We start from the raw sequence: 16,768 nt of genomic DNA, 5'->3' as shown, positions 1-16,768 counted from the left end.
ATAAGATAATATTTATGCAAACGAGTGATTGTTTTTGCCTTTATTTTTACACTTACTTATAAAACGAATTATGGTAAGAGATAAAATACTGGTGATTGGTGCAAGCGGACAGATTGGTGTTGAGTTAACACTGGCACTCCGTAAAATATATGGTAATGCGAATGTGATCGCTTCTGATCTGCGTGAACAAAACCCACTGCTGGAAGGCACCGGTCCGTATGTGAGCCTGGATGTGATGAATAAAGAAATGCTGCATGTGCAGGTCATCCGTCAGAACATCACCCAGATTTATTTACTTGCCGCTATTCTTTCTGCTACGGGTGAAAAAAATCCCAACCTTGCCTGGAACCTGAACATGACGGGTTTGCTGAATGTACTCGATATTGCAAGGGAAGAAAAATTGCACAAGGTTTACTGGCCAAGCTCCATTGCGGTATTTGGTCCTACATCTCCCAAACAAAATTGTCCGCAGCAAACCATTATTGAACCAACAACTGTTTACGGCATCAGCAAATATGCAGGTGAGTTCTGGTGCAATTATTTCTTTCAGCGCTATGGTGTTGATGTACGAAGTATCCGCTATCCGGGCCTGATCTCTTACAAGTCGGCCCCCGGCGGTGGCACCACGGATTATGCCGTTGAGATTTTTCATGAAGCCATTGAAGAAAATAAATACGAATGTTTTTTGCAGGAAGATACCTACCTGCCAATGATGTATATGCCCGATGCTATTCGTGCCACCATTGAATTGATGGAAGCACCTGCAGATAAAGTTTCAATCAGGCATTCCTATAACATTTCTTCTATGAGTTTTTCGCCCAAAGAAATTGCTGCTGAAATTGTGAAACATAAACCGGGGTTCAACATCAGCTATAAACCCGATTACCGGCAAAATATTGCCAACAGCTGGCCACAAAGCATTGATGACAGTGTGGCAAGAAAAGACTGGGGCTGGAAACATGAATATGATCTTGCCGCCATGACAAAAGACATGTTTGAAAATTTATAACAAAACATTTTTCTTAACCGGGTGTCATCTTACTGATTAATCAGCTTACCTCTTTAATTTGCGCATATTATTATGATGAAATTATTCTCAGGGATTTTTTTGCTCTTATTCTTCTTCAGCACAGGGCTTACTGCACAAACAAAACTTCGTACCGGCTGGTACAGGGCATCCGTTACAAGACCTGATGATGCCAGGCTTATTTTCAATATTGAAGTAACAGAGAAAAATAAAAAAACAATCCTTTATATACGTAACGGAGCTGAACGGTTGCTGGTAGATGATATTAAACAGAAAGGAGATTCGGTTTTTATTGAGATGCCTTTTTTTGAATCATCATTCAAACTAAAAGTTCAACCTGATCAATCACTCACAGGCAAATGGATCAAAGGAACCAGTACAAAATACCTTGAGCTACCGGTTGTATTTCAATAGGGAATAAAAGAACGGTTTCCGGTTTCATCAACAGTAAAAGAAAATATTTCAGGCAGATGGAAGGTTGATTTTACAAGGCCAAATGGCACTGATCGTCCGGCTATTGCTGAGTTTCAGCAAAAAGGTTCTAATCTCACCGGAACATTTTTAACACCAAGTGGCGATTACCGTTTCTTAGAAGGTGTTGTAAGCGGCGACAGTTTATACCTGAGCTGTTTTGATGGAAGTCATGCGTATTTATTTACAGCAGAGATCAGGCAAAATCAAATAATCAACGGATCGTTTTACAGCAGTGCTGCCAATAAAGAAACATGGAGGGCTGAAAAAAATGAACTGGCTGCATTACCAGATACAACGCAGCGTACACAATTAAAACCGGGCGAAAGCAAACTGAATTTTTCGTTTAAAGATGTAAATGGCAAAACTGTTTCTATCAATGATGCAAGGTTTAAAAATAAAGTTGTTGTGATACAGCTCATGGGAAGCTGGTGCCCCAATTGTATGGATGAAAGTAAATTTCTTACAGCGTTTTATAAGCAGTACCAAAGTAAAGGCGTGGAGGTTATTGCACTGGCTTATGAATACAGTACCGATTTCAACCGGTCCAAAGCAAGTATTCAGAAATTCATCAACCGTTTCGGCATTAAATACCCTGTGTTAATTACACCAACAACTGTAAGCGATGAGCAGAAAACGGAGAAAACCTTGCCGCAATTAACAGCTATTAAATTCTTCCCTACTACTATTTTCATCGACAGAAAAGGAAATGTACAGAAAGTTCAGTCAGGGTTCTATGGCCCGGGAACGGGGGAGTTTCATGAGCAGTTTAAAACGGAGTTCTACCGCACCATCCAATCTTTACTGGCAGAATAGCCGCATTTCATGATACAGAACTACTTGTACTGCGAAGCCTTTGACAATTGTTTTATTTACTGATCTTTTATCTAATAGGCGAAGTAGTATATTTGCTGTCCCTGAAAACAGGTACAACTGTATTATTTAACTATTAAAGACTAAACTGATGGCTGCAAAGATTAAGGTTGCCAACCCTGTTGTTGAACTGGATGGCGATGAGATGACAAGAATCATCTGGAAATTCATTAAAGAAAAACTGATCCTTCCTTACCTCGACCTGGATATTAAGTATTATGATCTTGGTGTTGAATACAGGGATGAAACCAACGATCAGGTAACGATTGATGCAGCCAATGCGATCAAAGAATATGGTGTTGGTATTAAATGTGCAACCATCACTCCCGATGAACAGCGTGTAGTTGAGTTCAAACTGAAACAGATGTGGAAGAGCCCGAACGGAACCATCCGTAATATTTTAGATGGTACTGTTTTCCGTGAGCCAATTGTAATCTCAAACATTCCCCGTTTGGTTACCAACTGGACAGCCCCCATCATTGTTGGCCGTCATGCATTTGGTGATCAGTACCGTGCAACCGACACAGTGATCAAAGGCAAGGGAAAATTAACCATGACCTTTAGTCCTGAAGGCGGCGGTGAACCACAGGTATTTGAAGTGTACAATTACAAAGGTGATGGTGTTGCTATGACCATGTACAATACCGACGAAAGTATTTATGGTTTTGCAAGAAGCTGTTTCAATATGGCACTGAGCAAAAAATGGCCTTTATATCTTTCTACAAAAAATACCATCCTCAAAAAATATGATGGCCGCTTCAAAGATATTTTTGAAGAAGTATACCAGAATGAATTTAAGGCACAGTATGATGCAGCAGGCATTGTGTACGAACACCGTTTGATTGATGACATGGTTGCCAGTGCATTGAAATGGAACGGCAATTTTGTATGGGCCTGTAAAAATTATGATGGCGATGTGCAGAGCGATACAGTTGCACAGGGCTTTGGTTCACTCGGTTTAATGACTTCTGTACTCATTACGCCTGATGGTAAAACCATGGAAGCAGAAGCAGCACACGGAACAGTTACACGTCACTACCGTGAACACCAGAAGGGAAGACCAACATCTACCAATCCCATTGCTTCTATTTTTGCGTGGACAAGAGGTTTGGCTTTTCGTGGTAAGTTAGATGGTAACCAGGCACTGATCGATTTTGCCAATAAGCTGGAAGCTGTTTGCATTGAAACAGTAGAAACAGGAAAGATGACAAAAGATCTGGCGATCTGTGTTCATGGTAACAAAGTAAATCATGGCGAACACTATTTATACACAGAAGAGTTTTTAGATGCCATTGATGAAAATCTGAAAGCAAAGCTGGGTTAATAGAAAGAAAGAATAAATGAAAATCCCTCAACATTGTTGAGGGATTTTTTTATTACATACTTCGTTTCGTGTGCTACGAACCGGGGCTTTGATTCAATTAGAAGGTTTCCTGATTTTACCTACTGCCTTTTGTGATATATAATTGGTTGATGATGGATTCACTGTAAGAACCATCGTATCCCTGGAAGAAATACCGTAACGGTTGGTTACTTTTAATTCAAACCGGTACACGCCGGCTACGAGGTTGGTTATATCAGTTACAGCTGAGTTGGGGGAAATAATCCTGTATTGGGAAGGTCCCGAAATTTTTCTCCATTCGTATGTAAGAGTGGATGGTTGTACGGCACCTAACAACGACAGCAATAGCAAAGCAATTATTTTCATTCCTGTTTAAATAAACTTACATCCTGTAAAAAAATGGTTACATAAGGTAAGATGCAGTTTTTTAAGGGTGGGATAGTTGTATTGACCTTTCGGTTCCGTTGGTCAATTTTGTTTCTTTCACATTTTTTGAATGCTCAGTTTGTAAAGCTAAACACAATATTTAAGACGGTATAGTAGAATCTGCTAAATTGATAAAACAATTCTCATCAGCATAAAAGGAAATCCTGACTTATGCGGTTGGTCAAAAGATGCAACCTCGGTGTGTTTGTTTCGAGAATACCAACAAGGGCGAGAATTAGAGTGTTTGCATAAGTTGGCAGTTAACGTGCGGTACCTGCAGACTTGCTCCAGGTACTCCTTAATAATTTGTTCTTTTAAGTCCATAAATGGTTGTTTTTTAGTCAACCTATTTCAGGACGAAACATTACTGATGTTGAAGTTAACAACTAAAAACCAAATAGAATTCGGTCAGGACCGGTAATAGCTGATAGCAGTACAACAGCCGATTGTTATTTCGTCTGCCAGCTTTGAGGTAAACCTTTGTTGGCGGCTGGCCTATAATCAATTTTACTTCTTTAATTTACCTTGACTCCCAAGCTGTCAACATAAATGCTTCTTTGACGTTGACTATTCTGTTTTTTCAAATCTATTAATAATCGTCAAGTCCATAATAATACCCAATCCAACACCTGTTCCATACATTAAAATATCCAAAGGATCATAGGTGCTTCCCAGAAATTCAATTTTATTCAATTGTAATATCTCTACAATAGTTCCAAAAGAAAGAGTAAAGACTGCCCCAATTATTCTGGATTTAGTAACAGCTATCTTCTTTCTTAAGGATATTTGAAGCAATAAATAAAGATTGAAAGGAAGTAGAATATCAATTAAATAACCTCGTATAAAATGTTTCAATATTCCTTGATAATTAGGTCCAATTAGGAAATGTAAGAGTCCAACGAATAAAGAAATTGCAACAATTAAATATATGCTATTTTTATTTTTCAATTTGGTAATGAATCTTTGTTGTTAAGCACAAGCATGTTTGCATGACTTTCTTTCTGCTTGCGATAACTGATGTCGTTAATCCATCCATTAATTTTAAGAATAAATCTAAAAATTACTACAACTTTGTCCGTATGCAGGCTTGCCGCCAATGTGCAGGGCTTACAGAAGGTTTGGTATTTGTATTCCGTCTGCCCCGGTACCGCTGCTGATTGAAAATATTTTGATGAAGTTAAAAATTAATGCTGAATATTGTTTGTCCTGCCCCTACTGAAATTGAAAAGCCATTTGATTCTTAGTGTGCTTAGAGTCTAAACCTATTTATTGCCCAGCACAACAACATCCATACCATTCACATTAATTTCGTTACCAATTGATTGTTTTGTAAATAGATTTTTATACTTCTGCTTCTTCAATTCCGGATGGGTAAATAGCAACGGTTTGTTGCTGCGGTTAATGATAACAATTACTTCTTCGTTACCCAATTTGCGGCTGAAAGCATACAGCTTTTTTTCATCATCAATTGCTAAAGTATTATAGCTGCCAAGCCTGACAGACTTATACTGCTGACGGAAGCCGATAAACTTTTTATACCAGTCAAATAAATCCTGATCGAATACCACCTCATCGGGGTCATGTTTACTTTGATTGGGATTAAATGTTTCCGCATCATACTTCTGATTGGGCCACAGCATTGGTTTGCGGCAGTCGGGGTCGTTGCCTCCCCACATCCCTGCTTCATCGCCATAAAAAAACATGGGCGATCCTAAGTAAAGCATTTGAAAAGCTATGATCAGTTTTTGCTTTTGTCTTTGCTCCTGTGTTGGTTTTCGTGCATTATAATTTCTGTTGTTGCTCTTTTGGCTCCAGTTAAAATACTTGCCCCAGTTACCAAATTTCTCTCCATCAGGATTCGCAACTGCACTAGCAAGACGTGTTGCATCATGACTGTTCATGAGGTTTTGCATATTGAAAGCAACATCTTCACCAAAAGCTTCCCTTAGTTCTTTCAGCTTACTGTCAAACTGTGTAACTGTTGAACCACTTGTATCCTGTACAAAAAAATCATGCACAATGAAGGCAAAATTGTAGTTCATCGTAGCATCAAACTCATCGCCCAGTAAATAAGGCCTGGTCTTTTCTATAGGATCAACCAGCTCAGCTGTTAAATAAGCAGTTGGATTGATGCTGCGAACCCATTTGCGCCAGTCTTTCCAAAACGGATGACCAACATCATAGGCCACATCCAGGCGCCAGCCATCAATGCCATAAGCAATACCTTTATTCATTGGGTTCATCCAGCGCATCGTGGAATTAAAAATATATTCCTTCGGCCCTGCAACTATGCCGGTGCTGTCTTCTTTTAATTCAGGCAGCGTTTTTACACCAAACCATCCTTTGTATTCAAACTTTGTACCTGTTGAACTGTCACGCCAGCTTTTAATATCGAACCAATCTTTGTAGGCTGATGCCTGCTGGTTTTTCAGCACATCCTCAAAGGCAAAACTCTTTACACCTATATGGTTAAACACGCCGTCAAAAATGATAAACATCTTTCGTTTGTGTACTTCTTCAATCAGTTTCAAAGCAAGTAAATCGGCCTTTGTCCATACCCATGTTTCCGGTTTCAACGGATCTTCTTTTTTCATCATTTCAATATCTCCATTTGGATCGGGTCCAAAAGTCGGGTCAACATGATGATAACACAATGCATCATATTTATGTGATGAGGGCGACCAGAAAATGGGCGTCATATAAATCGCATTTACACCCATCGATTGTATGTAGTCGAGCTTGTTCAGTACTCCCTGCAAATCTCCACCATACCTTCTCCGCTGAATATTGTAGGAAATATTTCTTCCGTTTTTCAGTTCGTAAGGTTGCAGCTGATACCAGTCACTTGTCCACGGATGAATTTGAAATGCTGATGTATCATCAAAAGGATATGCTCCGTTTTGGTCAGTTACTTTCGGGTCATTAGCCAGGTCGCCATTGTTAAAACGTTCAGGAAAAATCTGGTACCACACAATGCCCTTGCTCCACTGCGGGGCAACATTATTCTGGGCAACACATAATGAGATGTTTAATAAAAAAGGATTTGAACTAAGAGAAGAGGTTTACATAATTGTTTTTCATTTTCCTGGAAGTTGAAAGGTACTTGTGTAAATAGAATTCCTTTTGGTGGGCCACTGCTGATCCGATAGCTATAGGATGAAAATATTAAACTGAAATTAAGAACTAAAGATCAAAGTTGTTTGTCCAGCACAAACCACAGCCTGGATTAACCAAACTATTGTTCAGCAAAACCGTAAAAAAGATCAAAATTTATTTGGTTTTTTACACAGTTCATGTTGGCAGCACGGGCTTTTGAAGACTATTTCTTTTTGTTATGAATACCTATTTCTTATTGTCACGGCTTCATTTGTCCAATCACCGATGTTTGCAGCAATGTAATTATAAACATCTTTGCTGTCATACGGCGGTATAAAGTTTCACAATTTGTACATATTAGTTCCATTCACAGAAAGGTTTGAAAACGGATTGTTTCCTTGATTTGCCTGATAGCCCATTCTGTCTTTTTTAATCTATGAATACAGATGCCTACAATTCCCATTTTACTATTCCAAGACGAGTGTTTGAGATTTTTGAGAATAATTCCCTTGTAAAAAGTGCCATATCTACATTAGTTAAGGTGTCGCTTTAGCCTTGCTGCCAACGTCCGAGTATTTGCGAAGGCAGGGGATTCAGTGATTGTCCAGCCCGGTACAAATGCCCAATTGAAAATATGTTGTTTAAGTTAAGAACTAATGCTCGAAAATTGAACGTCGAGCCCGAACTGCTGCTGATGCTTGCACATAGCTGATGTTACATTGTCCAGCCCTGCTTTTGCAAATACTTTTGTTGGGCGTAGTTGGTCATTTAAGAAATAGTATTTACATTCGTGTTTTACACCCCGTGTACAAATGTGTCAATTATGATTAAAAAACTATACAAAGCTATTGAGGACAATCTTATTACAGTCCAAGATATTTCAGAAACATATAAGGTGAGTCCACGTACTGTCCAAAGATGGTTAGCAGAAGATGTGAAACCCAAGAAAACAAACTATTCGAGCATTTAAAGGAGACCCCATAGTTTGTTAATGGGATTAAGGAAAGTTTTATAGGTGGGGAAAATTCAACAAGAAATGAAGCTTGGAGGATTTGACCAAATTACTATTGGCACAAATCTCACTTCTAAAGCAAAATAAAAAGGGTTGCATGAATTCAAAGAAATTAAAAATAAAGCTATTGACACACAAGCTTTCATTAATTATGTAAATGAATCTCTATTATTCATTTTAGGTAAGTATGCAAATTTGCATTTACTAAATGGTGATTATAAATTATCAATTACCAGGATCAGAATTCATTAATAATTGAAATTTGTCAAGAGTTTAATAAGATTGATTGGGATAAAATATCAACTTTAAGAAGGTTAGATTTGTTTAATGAAATATTCGGGAGGTTTTTAGCTAATTCATTTGCAGATGAAAGGAAATGGGTCAATATTTGACACCAATAGAAAGACTCGATTCATGGTTAAGCTCGCCATACAAAATCTAACAAAATCTGAGCTTGAGGAATTAACTGATCCAATTAAATGCAAGTCCTTCGGGTACATTCTCGATCCATCATGTGGAGCAGGTTCATTTCTTGTTGAAATTATCCATCAATTGTTGCCAAAAGTTATTGAAAATCTGGCTATGATGGAACAATTTTATGGATTGAGAATATGGGTAATCATGTTCTTTGTGGCTTTGATAAAAGCAATAGAATGTTGAGGTTAACAATTTATAGTTTTTGTTCATTAGGTATTCCGTGTGAAAATATTTATTCTCTCAATTCTTTAGACATAAGCAACAATAAAGAAATTCTAGTTGATAAGTTTGAAAATAAAGTTCGAGTAATACTTACAAACCCTCCTTTTGGTGCAGAGTTTAGTGGTAATGCTTTATTAAGCTATAATATTTTCAGAAAATGGTCTACTAAAATTCCTCGAAAAATTGATTCAGAAATATTGTTTATTGAAAGATATGTTGATTGGTTAGCCAAAGGAGGATATTGTGTTTCCGTAGTACCAGATAGCATTTTGACAAATAGAGGGTTGTTTCAAGATCTCAGAAATGGGATACATCCGCATATTGAATTAAGGGCAGTAATATCATTTCCTTCAGAAACATTTAGGCCGCAGGAACATCTACAAAAAACTTCAGCAATTTGCTTTGGAAAGATAATCATCAATCAAGTCAGACATATTTTGGCATTTGCAAGAATATAGGATTTAAAGTACTTACTAAAGGAAGCAATAAAGTAAAAGTTTCAACCGAACCTTCAGATTTAGACTCTATTTTAAATGAAATCCAAAGCCTCAATGGAAATCTTAAATATGGCCGGAGAATAAATTTTGATGATAGTTTTCATCGCTGGGATGCTAATTATCATGCTTCACTGAGTGAACAAGAATTTACTAAAATAGTAGAAAGCAGTAAAGAGTATATAAAAATTTCCGAAGTAGCTAGTTTAATAAATGATAGAATTGATCCCAGGAGAATATATAAGGAGTTTAGGTATATTGAGATATCTGATATACAGACTACGGGTATAGCAAATTCTAAGCTAATTACAGCTATCGATGCTCCAAGTAGAGCAAGGAAACAAGTTAAACTTAATGATGTATTAGCTTCTACCGTACGTCCCGAACAAAAGGGTGATAAGTGATCATCGGAGATAAAGCTATTTGTACAACCGGGTGCAGTACACCACGGCAGTTTATTAGTTGAACTCCTAAAAAGTGATTTTGTTACAAAGCAATTAATGCGAAACAATATCGGCATTGCATATCCCGCTGTTGATGAGAACTGTTTTTTAGATATATTACTTCCTATAAAAAGAAAAGATTTAATTGAACTAAATAAAGAAGCAAAAGAAGTCGAAGACCTAAAAACTAAATTCTATACTCAGGAGAATAAATATAAAGATAAGGTGCGTAAATTATCGAATACTTGGATTCTTCAAAATGACCTTGGTTAATCCCAAACTTCATCTATCGTAGAAAACCATGTAATGTTATCAACTTTACATATTGGGTTTTGGTTTACATGTTCCGGGTATTCAGCAACAAAAGGAAGCCCGTTTGGTGCATCAGCGATGGAAATAGATTTTGCAAAGGCAAAATCAGTTATTTTTCCGGTTCGTAAAAAAAGATTAACTGCAAAAATATCTTGTGTAGAAAATTTACAACTACTAGTAGGATAATACGTCTTCTTTTGTTCTGCTGTCCAATTCGCTGCAGGCCCACTTGGTTTTGATGTTGTACTGTGAATCAATCGAGCATAATCGGTATTGGTGCCCCAGATTGATTTCGCTTCAATTTTTTTAGTTACTGAATTTTTCTCAAACTCAAAATCATAATTATAATAAGTACCTAAATGCCTTGCTGTATCTTCAGGCATTCTCCTAACCTTGTAACCTCTATCTTCAGCATGTTTTGCTAAATAATATTCTGCTAGGGAGCTTAATATTTTTGCAGATGCACCGAATTGATCAATTTCAAGGTAATCATTCTCGTCAAGTTCATTAATAGCTTCTATAAGATGCGTTTTTTGTTTACCTACATAAATTTCGCCTACTGCTACATTCGTTTCAAAATTTGCATCTATTATTCTACCCTTACATATCTCTCTCCACACTCCATTCTCTTCAACATATTCTCTAGAAACAAACTTCCCAGTCATACCTCTTTGCATCATTTGGCTCCATTCATCTGCAATATCGATTCTGAATGTTGCCCTCCAATGAGTTTGTCCAGCCGCTTTGAAAATTGTTTTGTCAAGATCCTTGATAGGGATGACGATTGGAGAAAGAACTGCTATTAGGGCTTCGGGGTCAACTTCACCATAACGTTTTCTGATTTTTTCGTAAAATTCTTCTAAGTTTTCCATTTCTTATAATCCTGACTTGCTTTTAAAATTTTCTGTAAATTAATGCTTTATGCCCCCAGATCGTCAAAGAATTTAATTGTTTGGTACGTCGTTAATTACGCCCAACACTGTAATATACGCAACTCTTCCAAGAAATGAAATTTCTAACTATTTGATTTTCATCTGTTGCAATATGCGTTTTTTGTATTGTCGGGTTGCGTCAATGCCCAACTCAAATCCCTTTCTCCCTCCTCACTTCCATTAAATAATCTTCAAATTCATTTAAAGAAAAACTGCTCAGGTTTTGTGCGGCAGTGAGTCTTCCTTTTTGTGCAGCCAGCACACCGTAACGGATATCTTCATAGCCGCTCAGTTCATGTGCATCAGGGTCAATGGAAATGAGTGCGCCTTTTTTTATGGCATAACTGATCCATCGCCAGTCAATATCCAAACGGCGTGGATGTGCATTCAATTCAATCACAACACTGTTGGCAACACAGGCATCAATAATCTTTTTATGATCGAGCGGATAACCATTGCGGCTTAATAATAAACGTCCGGTCATATGACCGAGAATAGTCGTGTATGGATTTTCAATGGCATTCATAACACGCATCATTGCCTTTTCTTCATTCATCTTTAAGTTGCTGTGTACCGATGCAATTACTAAATCAAAAGTAGCAAGTACATCGTCATCATAATCTAATGAGCCATCACCCAAAATATCCGCTTCAATACTTTTAAAAATGCGGAAGCCTTTCATTTTGTTGTTCAGCTCGTCAACATACTTGTGCTGCTGACCGATCCGTTCAACAGAAAGTCCGTTGGCATAACCGGCGCTTTTGCTGTGATCGCTGATCACTAAATATTCATATCCTTTTTCCTGTGCATGTTTCGCCATGGCTTCAATGGTTGTGCCTCCATCGCTCCAGTTACTGTGGCTGTGAATAATTCCTTTTACAGACGAAGGCTGAATCAATTCAGGAACAGGATCGGTTGTGTATTCTTCACGCAGGCAGGAGGGAAGAATGTTGATGCCTTTTTTCTCAAAGATGAGTTCTTCTGTTGCTGCAGCATTAAACGTTCCCCATTCAGTTAAAAATTCTTCACTGGCTGATGTTTGAAATAATACAGAACCAAAATTTTCTGCAGTGGCAAAATGAAATTGCAGTAAAATATTTTCAGGCCCTTTCACAGTGAAAGAGGATTCCTGTTTTTCCTTCAGTTCAAAATTGTTTTTGGTAAACAGGGTTTCCACATCTGCAGCAGGAGCTGTGGTTACCCATTCTAACTGGTGAATGATTTCCATCTGTCTTCTGAATTCACCGGTTAATTCAAACCTTGCTGCTGCAAAAGAATCTTTCAAATTTTTATCAATGGCCAGTGCATAGGCTTCCACATCAGCAAACAGGTGAATGTCTTTATGCTGCAGAAAAAATTCAATTGACTGCTGCACATTGGCCTGTGTTTTTTCACCAAAACCTTTGAATAAGAGTAAACGGTTTTCCTGGCAGGCATATAATAACTCACCAATACTTTCTATTTCCATTTCTTTCCAGATGGTGGAGATCTTCTTTGGACCGATCCCTTTTATAGAAAGCATTTCAATTACACCGGGAGGAGTTTTGGCAATCAGGTCAGTCAATGCTTTCAGTTCGCCTGTTTGTAAAATTTCAATCACCTTTTTTGCTGTGCTTTCGCCCACACCTTTATAAGTTGCAATTTTTGCAGGATCAACTTCTGCTAACTGCACTGGCAGCTTTTCAATATTAAATGCGGCGGCAGCATATGATTTTGCTTTAAATGAGTTTTCTCCATGAATATCCATGAGTTTACTCAGTAAGGAAAAGCTGTCTGCTATCTGGTAATTGTCGGGCATGCAGTAATATTTATCTGGTACAAAGAAAATACTTTCTGCACATTACAGTGAACAGGATTTTTAAATGGAGCTGGGAATGGGTATAAAATGAAAAACTTCCCGTTGGGAAGCTTTCATTGAAAATTGTAAAACTCTTTCGTTCGTTTGTATTTTCAGCAGAATACGGATTCTTTGGTTTTCATGTTCAGGATATTGCGAACCGGGGTATAATTGTTTTTCAAAAAATATTTTCAGACGGGGCCTTTTAAATACTTTGTAAAATTAATCATGTATCCGGGTTGCTTCCAAACCTGATTTTCGTTTTTAGAAGGTAGCCTTTACAGCTTATAGTTGTTATGCTACAAAGGCCGTTTTAAAATGTGTAACGAATGGCAAAACCACCCCAGTTTCCACTAAATCCGCCATAATCTCCAAACTCAAAAGATGGTTGCCAGTCAACCGACATATTAATTGGCACAGCATTGAATTTGTAATCCAAACCTAATACGCCATCGATACCAACAATTGCACTACCTCTGTAACCTGGATAGTTTCTGTCCCAGTAGCGGTTGTTCCAAAAACCTACGTGTGCACCGGGACCTACATACCATTTTAGGCCGGGAGCTCCATTAATGTTACCATGAAATTCATATAAACCGGTAATACGCATGCCATCTCTCCAGAAATAACCAATACCTTCTAATGCGGCATTGCTTTTTACAAAATGTTTCAGGGTGATGCCTGCACCGGGATAAAATTTAACACCTACTGCTGTTTTGTAACTGCTTCCTTTTGATTGTGCTGATGCCTGCTGCTGTGTAAACGCAACAAATGCAAGTGCGATAATGAGTAATTTCTTCATAATTGAGTTCTTTTGACAGCAGCCTTGAAAAAATGATGCCAAACTGAGGTTCAATAGCTGACAATATGCCGTTTATCGATTTCATTTTAGTTTCGTTATGTGGAGGTACGAGACATCTCCAAAAATTCGCAGAGCATAAATTGAATGAGACCACTCCTTCGTCGAGGTGACGTTTAGTTGAAACCTTTTCTCCGTTTCATGTACCTTTGCCGACTTATGAAGAGTAAGACATTAAAGAAAAATAAGGTTAATATCATTACACTGGGATGCAGTAAAAACATGGTTGACAGTGAAGTGCTGAGCGGTCAGTTACTGGCCAATGAAATTGATGTGGTGCATGAAAGTCAAAAGAAAGATCACAATATTGTTGTGATCAATACCTGTGGTTTTATTGATAAGGCAAAGGAAGAAAGTATCAATACCATTCTTGACCAGGTTGAATTGAAACGCCGTGGTAAATTAGATAAGGTGATTGTAACAGGATGTTTGAGCGAACGGTATAAAAATAACCTGGAACTGGAAATTCCTGAAGTGGATGCATTTTACGGTACCATGGAATTGCCAAATATTTTAAAACAGTTTGAGGCTGATTATAAAAGTGAATTAGTTGGTGAACGTTTACTGGCAACACCATCGCACTATGCTTATTTAAAAATCAGTGAAGGCTGTAACCGTACCTGTGCGTTTTGTGCTATTCCGCTAATGCGTGGTCAGCATGTAAGTAAAAGCATGGACGACTTAGTGAAGGAAGCAGAAGGATTAGTGAAGAAGGGTGTGAAAGAAGTGATGCTGATTGCACAGGAATTAACTTACTACGGTTTGGATCTCTACAAAAAGAATGCTGGGTGATTTGATGAATCGCTTAGCTGATGTAAAAGGGTTGGAGTGGATTCGTTTGCATTATGCTTATCCGCATAAATTTCCATTGGAAGTATTAGATGTAATGCGTGAACGTGATAATATCTGTAACTATTTAGATATGCCATTGCAGCATGCAAGTGACAATATGCTGAAGGCAATGAAAAGGCAGATCACCCGAACCGAAACAGAAGAAGTGATTGCTGCTGTTCGTGAAAAAGTTCCGGGGCTTTGTTTGCGTACAACATTGATTGCAGGTTTCCCCGGCGAAACATTAGATGATATTGAAGAAACAAAAGAGTTTATTCAAAAACAACGCTTTGATCGTGTTGGCATATTTACATACAGTCATGAAGAAGGAACCAGCGGTTATAATTTAGTGGATGATGTTCCTGCTGAAGAGAAAGAAAGAAGGGCACAGGAAATCATGGCAGTGCAGCAGGAAATTTCTTTAGAGCTGAACCAGGAAAAAGTTGGGCAAACATTCAAGACAATCATTGATAAAAAAGAAGCCGGTCGTTATTTGGGACGTACTGAATTTGATAGTGTGGAAGTGGATAATGAAGTAATCATTCAATCTGATAAGAAATTAAAGATTGGTGAATTCGTGAATGTAAAAATCAAAAAAGCATTTGATTACGACCTGGAAGGTGAAGTGATAGAATAAATTATACAGTTATAATAAAAAGAAAACCCAGACAGTATCGTCTGGGTTTTCTTTATGAGGTTACATTTTATTTCCCTTTTTGCTTACCGTCACTGTTTCCTCCAAAAGAAGGCATTCTTCTTTTCCTCATCTGATCAACTGTTTTGTTGAATAATTCTAACTGCTCGGGCTTACATAGTGAGCGTATTTCTGCGAAATGTTTCAGAAAAGTGGTTTCAAATTGTTTTTTGTTGGCTGCAATCAGGTTCGTAACAGAATCAATTTTTGAAGAATCGAGGTCACCTCTTTTAATGTAGGCGAACAGGGTATCGTGTAATATATTGTCTTCCTTTCTTAACTGATCCAGGTCTGTTTTATGTTCATCTCTCAGTTTAATCAGCTGTGCTTTTTGAATCGTATCAAAATTCAGCTGTTTGCTGATGAATTCTGTGTAAGGTCTGGCTCCTTCACGTCCATTGCCTGGGCGTTTTACTGGGCGTTTTCCAAACATAAAAAAAAGCATTACAGCATTGAGAATCAGTAACAGAACAACTGCAGCACTTAAAAATTTTACTTTATTCATGGCTTAGAGATCAGGGTAAAGAGGTATAATTAGCTTCCAGTCCGTATTCAGTAATAACAGTTTCTATATCTACCGGCTGTGTTGTGACGCCCTCAATGTTGCTGTCGGTTGAACCGTTCCAGCCAAGCACATTCAGCATCAGCATAATTGCAAAAACTGCTGAAAAAGAGTACACCCATTTTAACTGTAAAGGCTGGCGGGCAATGGGTTGGCTGAGCTTGGCCATAACACGGGTATGCAGGTGCGGATTTCCTTCGGCTGGCTGCATTTGCTGCAAACTGCCCATTATTTCATCAATCCATTTGTCCTGTTTAGTGTTCATTTCAGTTTGTTTGACGGTGATTCAATAAAAAACTTGCTATCCATCGTTATTTTTATAAACATCTGCCAGTATTTTTCTCAGGTTTTTTCTTGCCCTGAACAGCAGGGATTCAATAGAGGATACAGACGTACCAACGATTTCACTGATTTCAGCATAACTCAACCCGTCGGTTTCACTCAGCAAAAAAGCCACTTTCTGGGTTTCGGGCAGCTGGTCAATTGCCTTGTATAAAATGGCTGCTTTTTCCCTGTTTTCGGCCACTACCCCCGGGTGCACAAAGTCGCTGGCATCGCTGATGGGTTCCCCGCTCTCATGAAACAACTGGGTAAGAAAGGCAAAACGTTTTTTCCGTTTCTTACTTCTTAAATGATCAATGCATTTATTGGTTGTGATGCGGTAAAGCCAGGTACTCACCTGCGATTCCCCTTTGAAGGTATGTGCTTTATTAAAAGCTTCCACAAAAACATCCTGGGTAATTTCTTCCGCATCCTCCGCATTCTGGAGTATGTTCAATGCCGTATTGTACACCCTTGGCTGGTGTTCTTTTATAAAATCCCTGAATGCTTTTTCACTTGCAGTAAACAATTGCATGC

Annotated in this window: 16 protein-coding genes and 2 pseudogenes; 9 read left to right on the top strand and 9 right to left on the bottom strand. The window is 38.1% G+C overall.

The window, feature by feature from the left end:
* Positions 1-70: 70 nt before the first annotated feature.
* From IPK31_03050 to IPK31_03040, 3 genes and pseudogenes are all read left to right on the top strand, one after another.
* The gene (locus IPK31_03050; protein ID MBK8087012.1) at positions 71-1,009 is read left to right on the top strand and encodes an NAD-dependent epimerase/dehydratase family protein; all 939 of its coding nucleotides are present in this window, start codon (positions 71-73) and stop codon (positions 1,007-1,009) included.
* Positions 1,010-1,084: 75 nt separating this feature from the next.
* Positions 1,085-2,314, top strand: a pseudogene (locus tag IPK31_03045) (TlpA family protein disulfide reductase).
* Between the two features lie 148 nt (positions 2,315-2,462).
* Positions 2,463-3,695 (top strand): isocitrate dehydrogenase (NADP(+)), encoded by a 1,233-nt coding sequence (locus IPK31_03040; GenBank protein ID MBK8087011.1) that lies wholly within the window; start codon positions 2,463-2,465, stop codon positions 3,693-3,695.
* Between the two features lie 93 nt (positions 3,696-3,788).
* On the opposite strand, the gene IPK31_03035 is transcribed toward IPK31_03040, so the two are convergent.
* The 3 genes from IPK31_03035 to IPK31_03025 all read right to left on the bottom strand — a co-directional run bounded on the left by IPK31_03035 (position 3,789) and on the right by IPK31_03025 (position 7,165).
* Complete coding sequence (locus IPK31_03035) at positions 3,789-4,079, bottom strand: hypothetical protein (GenBank protein MBK8087010.1); 291 nt, start codon at positions 4,077-4,079, stop codon at positions 3,789-3,791.
* A 627-nt stretch (positions 4,080-4,706) separates the two neighbouring features.
* On the bottom strand, positions 4,707-5,087 hold the full coding sequence (locus IPK31_03030) for a hypothetical protein (protein MBK8087009.1): 381 nt from the start codon (positions 5,085-5,087) through the stop codon (positions 4,707-4,709).
* A gap of 314 nt (positions 5,088-5,401) precedes the next feature.
* On the bottom strand, positions 5,402-7,165 hold the full coding sequence (locus tag IPK31_03025; GenBank protein MBK8087008.1) for an alpha-glucosidase C-terminal domain-containing protein: 1,764 nt from the start codon (positions 7,163-7,165) through the stop codon (positions 5,402-5,404).
* An 893-nt stretch (positions 7,166-8,058) separates the two neighbouring features.
* Here IPK31_03025 and IPK31_03020 point away from each other — a divergent pair.
* The 5 genes from IPK31_03020 to IPK31_03000 all read left to right on the top strand — a co-directional run bounded on the left by IPK31_03020 (position 8,059) and on the right by IPK31_03000 (position 10,156).
* On the top strand, positions 8,059-8,205 hold the full coding sequence (locus IPK31_03020) for a helix-turn-helix domain-containing protein (GenBank protein MBK8087007.1): 147 nt from the start codon (positions 8,059-8,061) through the stop codon (positions 8,203-8,205).
* A 456-nt stretch (positions 8,206-8,661) separates the two neighbouring features.
* Positions 8,662-8,907, top strand: a complete 246-nt coding sequence (locus tag IPK31_03015) for a hypothetical protein (GenBank protein ID MBK8087006.1) — start codon at positions 8,662-8,664, stop codon at positions 8,905-8,907.
* A complete protein-coding gene (locus IPK31_03010; GenBank protein ID MBK8087005.1) occupies positions 8,901-9,404 on the top strand; it encodes an SAM-dependent DNA methyltransferase in 504 nt (167 codons plus the stop codon). The genes IPK31_03015 and IPK31_03010 overlap by 7 nt, the downstream gene beginning before the upstream one ends.
* Complete coding sequence (locus IPK31_03005; GenBank protein MBK8087004.1) at positions 9,344-9,844, top strand: hypothetical protein; 501 nt, start codon at positions 9,344-9,346, stop codon at positions 9,842-9,844. The genes IPK31_03010 and IPK31_03005 overlap by 61 nt, the downstream gene beginning before the upstream one ends.
* A 96-nt stretch (positions 9,845-9,940) precedes the next feature.
* On the top strand, positions 9,941-10,156 hold the full coding sequence (locus IPK31_03000) for a hypothetical protein (protein MBK8087003.1): 216 nt from the start codon (positions 9,941-9,943) through the stop codon (positions 10,154-10,156).
* Here IPK31_03000 and IPK31_02995 read toward each other — a convergent pair.
* The 3 genes from IPK31_02995 to IPK31_02985 all read right to left on the bottom strand — a co-directional run bounded on the left by IPK31_02995 (position 10,153) and on the right by IPK31_02985 (position 13,766).
* Complete coding sequence (locus tag IPK31_02995) at positions 10,153-11,067, bottom strand: hypothetical protein (GenBank protein ID MBK8087002.1); 915 nt, start codon at positions 11,065-11,067, stop codon at positions 10,153-10,155. The genes IPK31_03000 and IPK31_02995 overlap by 4 nt on opposite strands.
* A 211-nt stretch (positions 11,068-11,278) precedes the next feature.
* On the bottom strand, positions 11,279-12,925 hold the full coding sequence (locus IPK31_02990) for a DNA polymerase/3'-5' exonuclease PolX (protein MBK8087001.1): 1,647 nt from the start codon (positions 12,923-12,925) through the stop codon (positions 11,279-11,281).
* A 352-nt stretch (positions 12,926-13,277) separates the two neighbouring features.
* Entirely contained in the window at positions 13,278-13,766 is a 489-nt protein-coding gene (locus IPK31_02985) for a hypothetical protein (GenBank protein MBK8087000.1), read from the bottom strand.
* 216 nt (positions 13,767-13,982) lie between these two features.
* On the opposite strand from IPK31_02985, the pseudogene rimO reads away from it, so the two are divergent.
* Positions 13,983-15,291, top strand: a pseudogene (rimO, locus tag IPK31_02980) (30S ribosomal protein S12 methylthiotransferase RimO).
* A gap of 67 nt (positions 15,292-15,358) precedes the next feature.
* On the opposite strand, the gene IPK31_02975 reads toward rimO, so the two are convergent.
* From IPK31_02975 to IPK31_02965, 3 genes are read right to left on the bottom strand one after another with little or no spacing between them, the layout of a single operon-like run.
* Entirely contained in the window at positions 15,359-15,853 is a 495-nt protein-coding gene (locus tag IPK31_02975) for a periplasmic heavy metal sensor (protein MBK8086999.1), read from the bottom strand.
* A gap of 10 nt (positions 15,854-15,863) precedes the next feature.
* Positions 15,864-16,175 carry a hypothetical protein gene (locus IPK31_02970; protein ID MBK8086998.1) on the bottom strand — a complete coding sequence of 104 codons (312 nt, stop codon included), beginning with the start codon at positions 16,173-16,175 and terminating at the stop codon, positions 15,864-15,866.
* A gap of 36 nt (positions 16,176-16,211) precedes the next feature.
* Positions 16,212-16,766 (bottom strand): RNA polymerase sigma factor, encoded by a 555-nt coding sequence (locus IPK31_02965; GenBank protein MBK8086997.1) that lies wholly within the window; start codon positions 16,764-16,766, stop codon positions 16,212-16,214.
* Positions 16,767-16,768: the final 2 nt, after the last annotated feature.

The sequence above is a fragment of the Chitinophagaceae bacterium genome, from assembly GCA_016713085.1.
Classification (GTDB): domain Bacteria; phylum Bacteroidota; class Bacteroidia; order Chitinophagales; family Chitinophagaceae; genus Lacibacter.
Note: the sequence above shows the minus strand (reverse complement) of the source record. Positions and strands in the feature narration are given on the sequence as shown.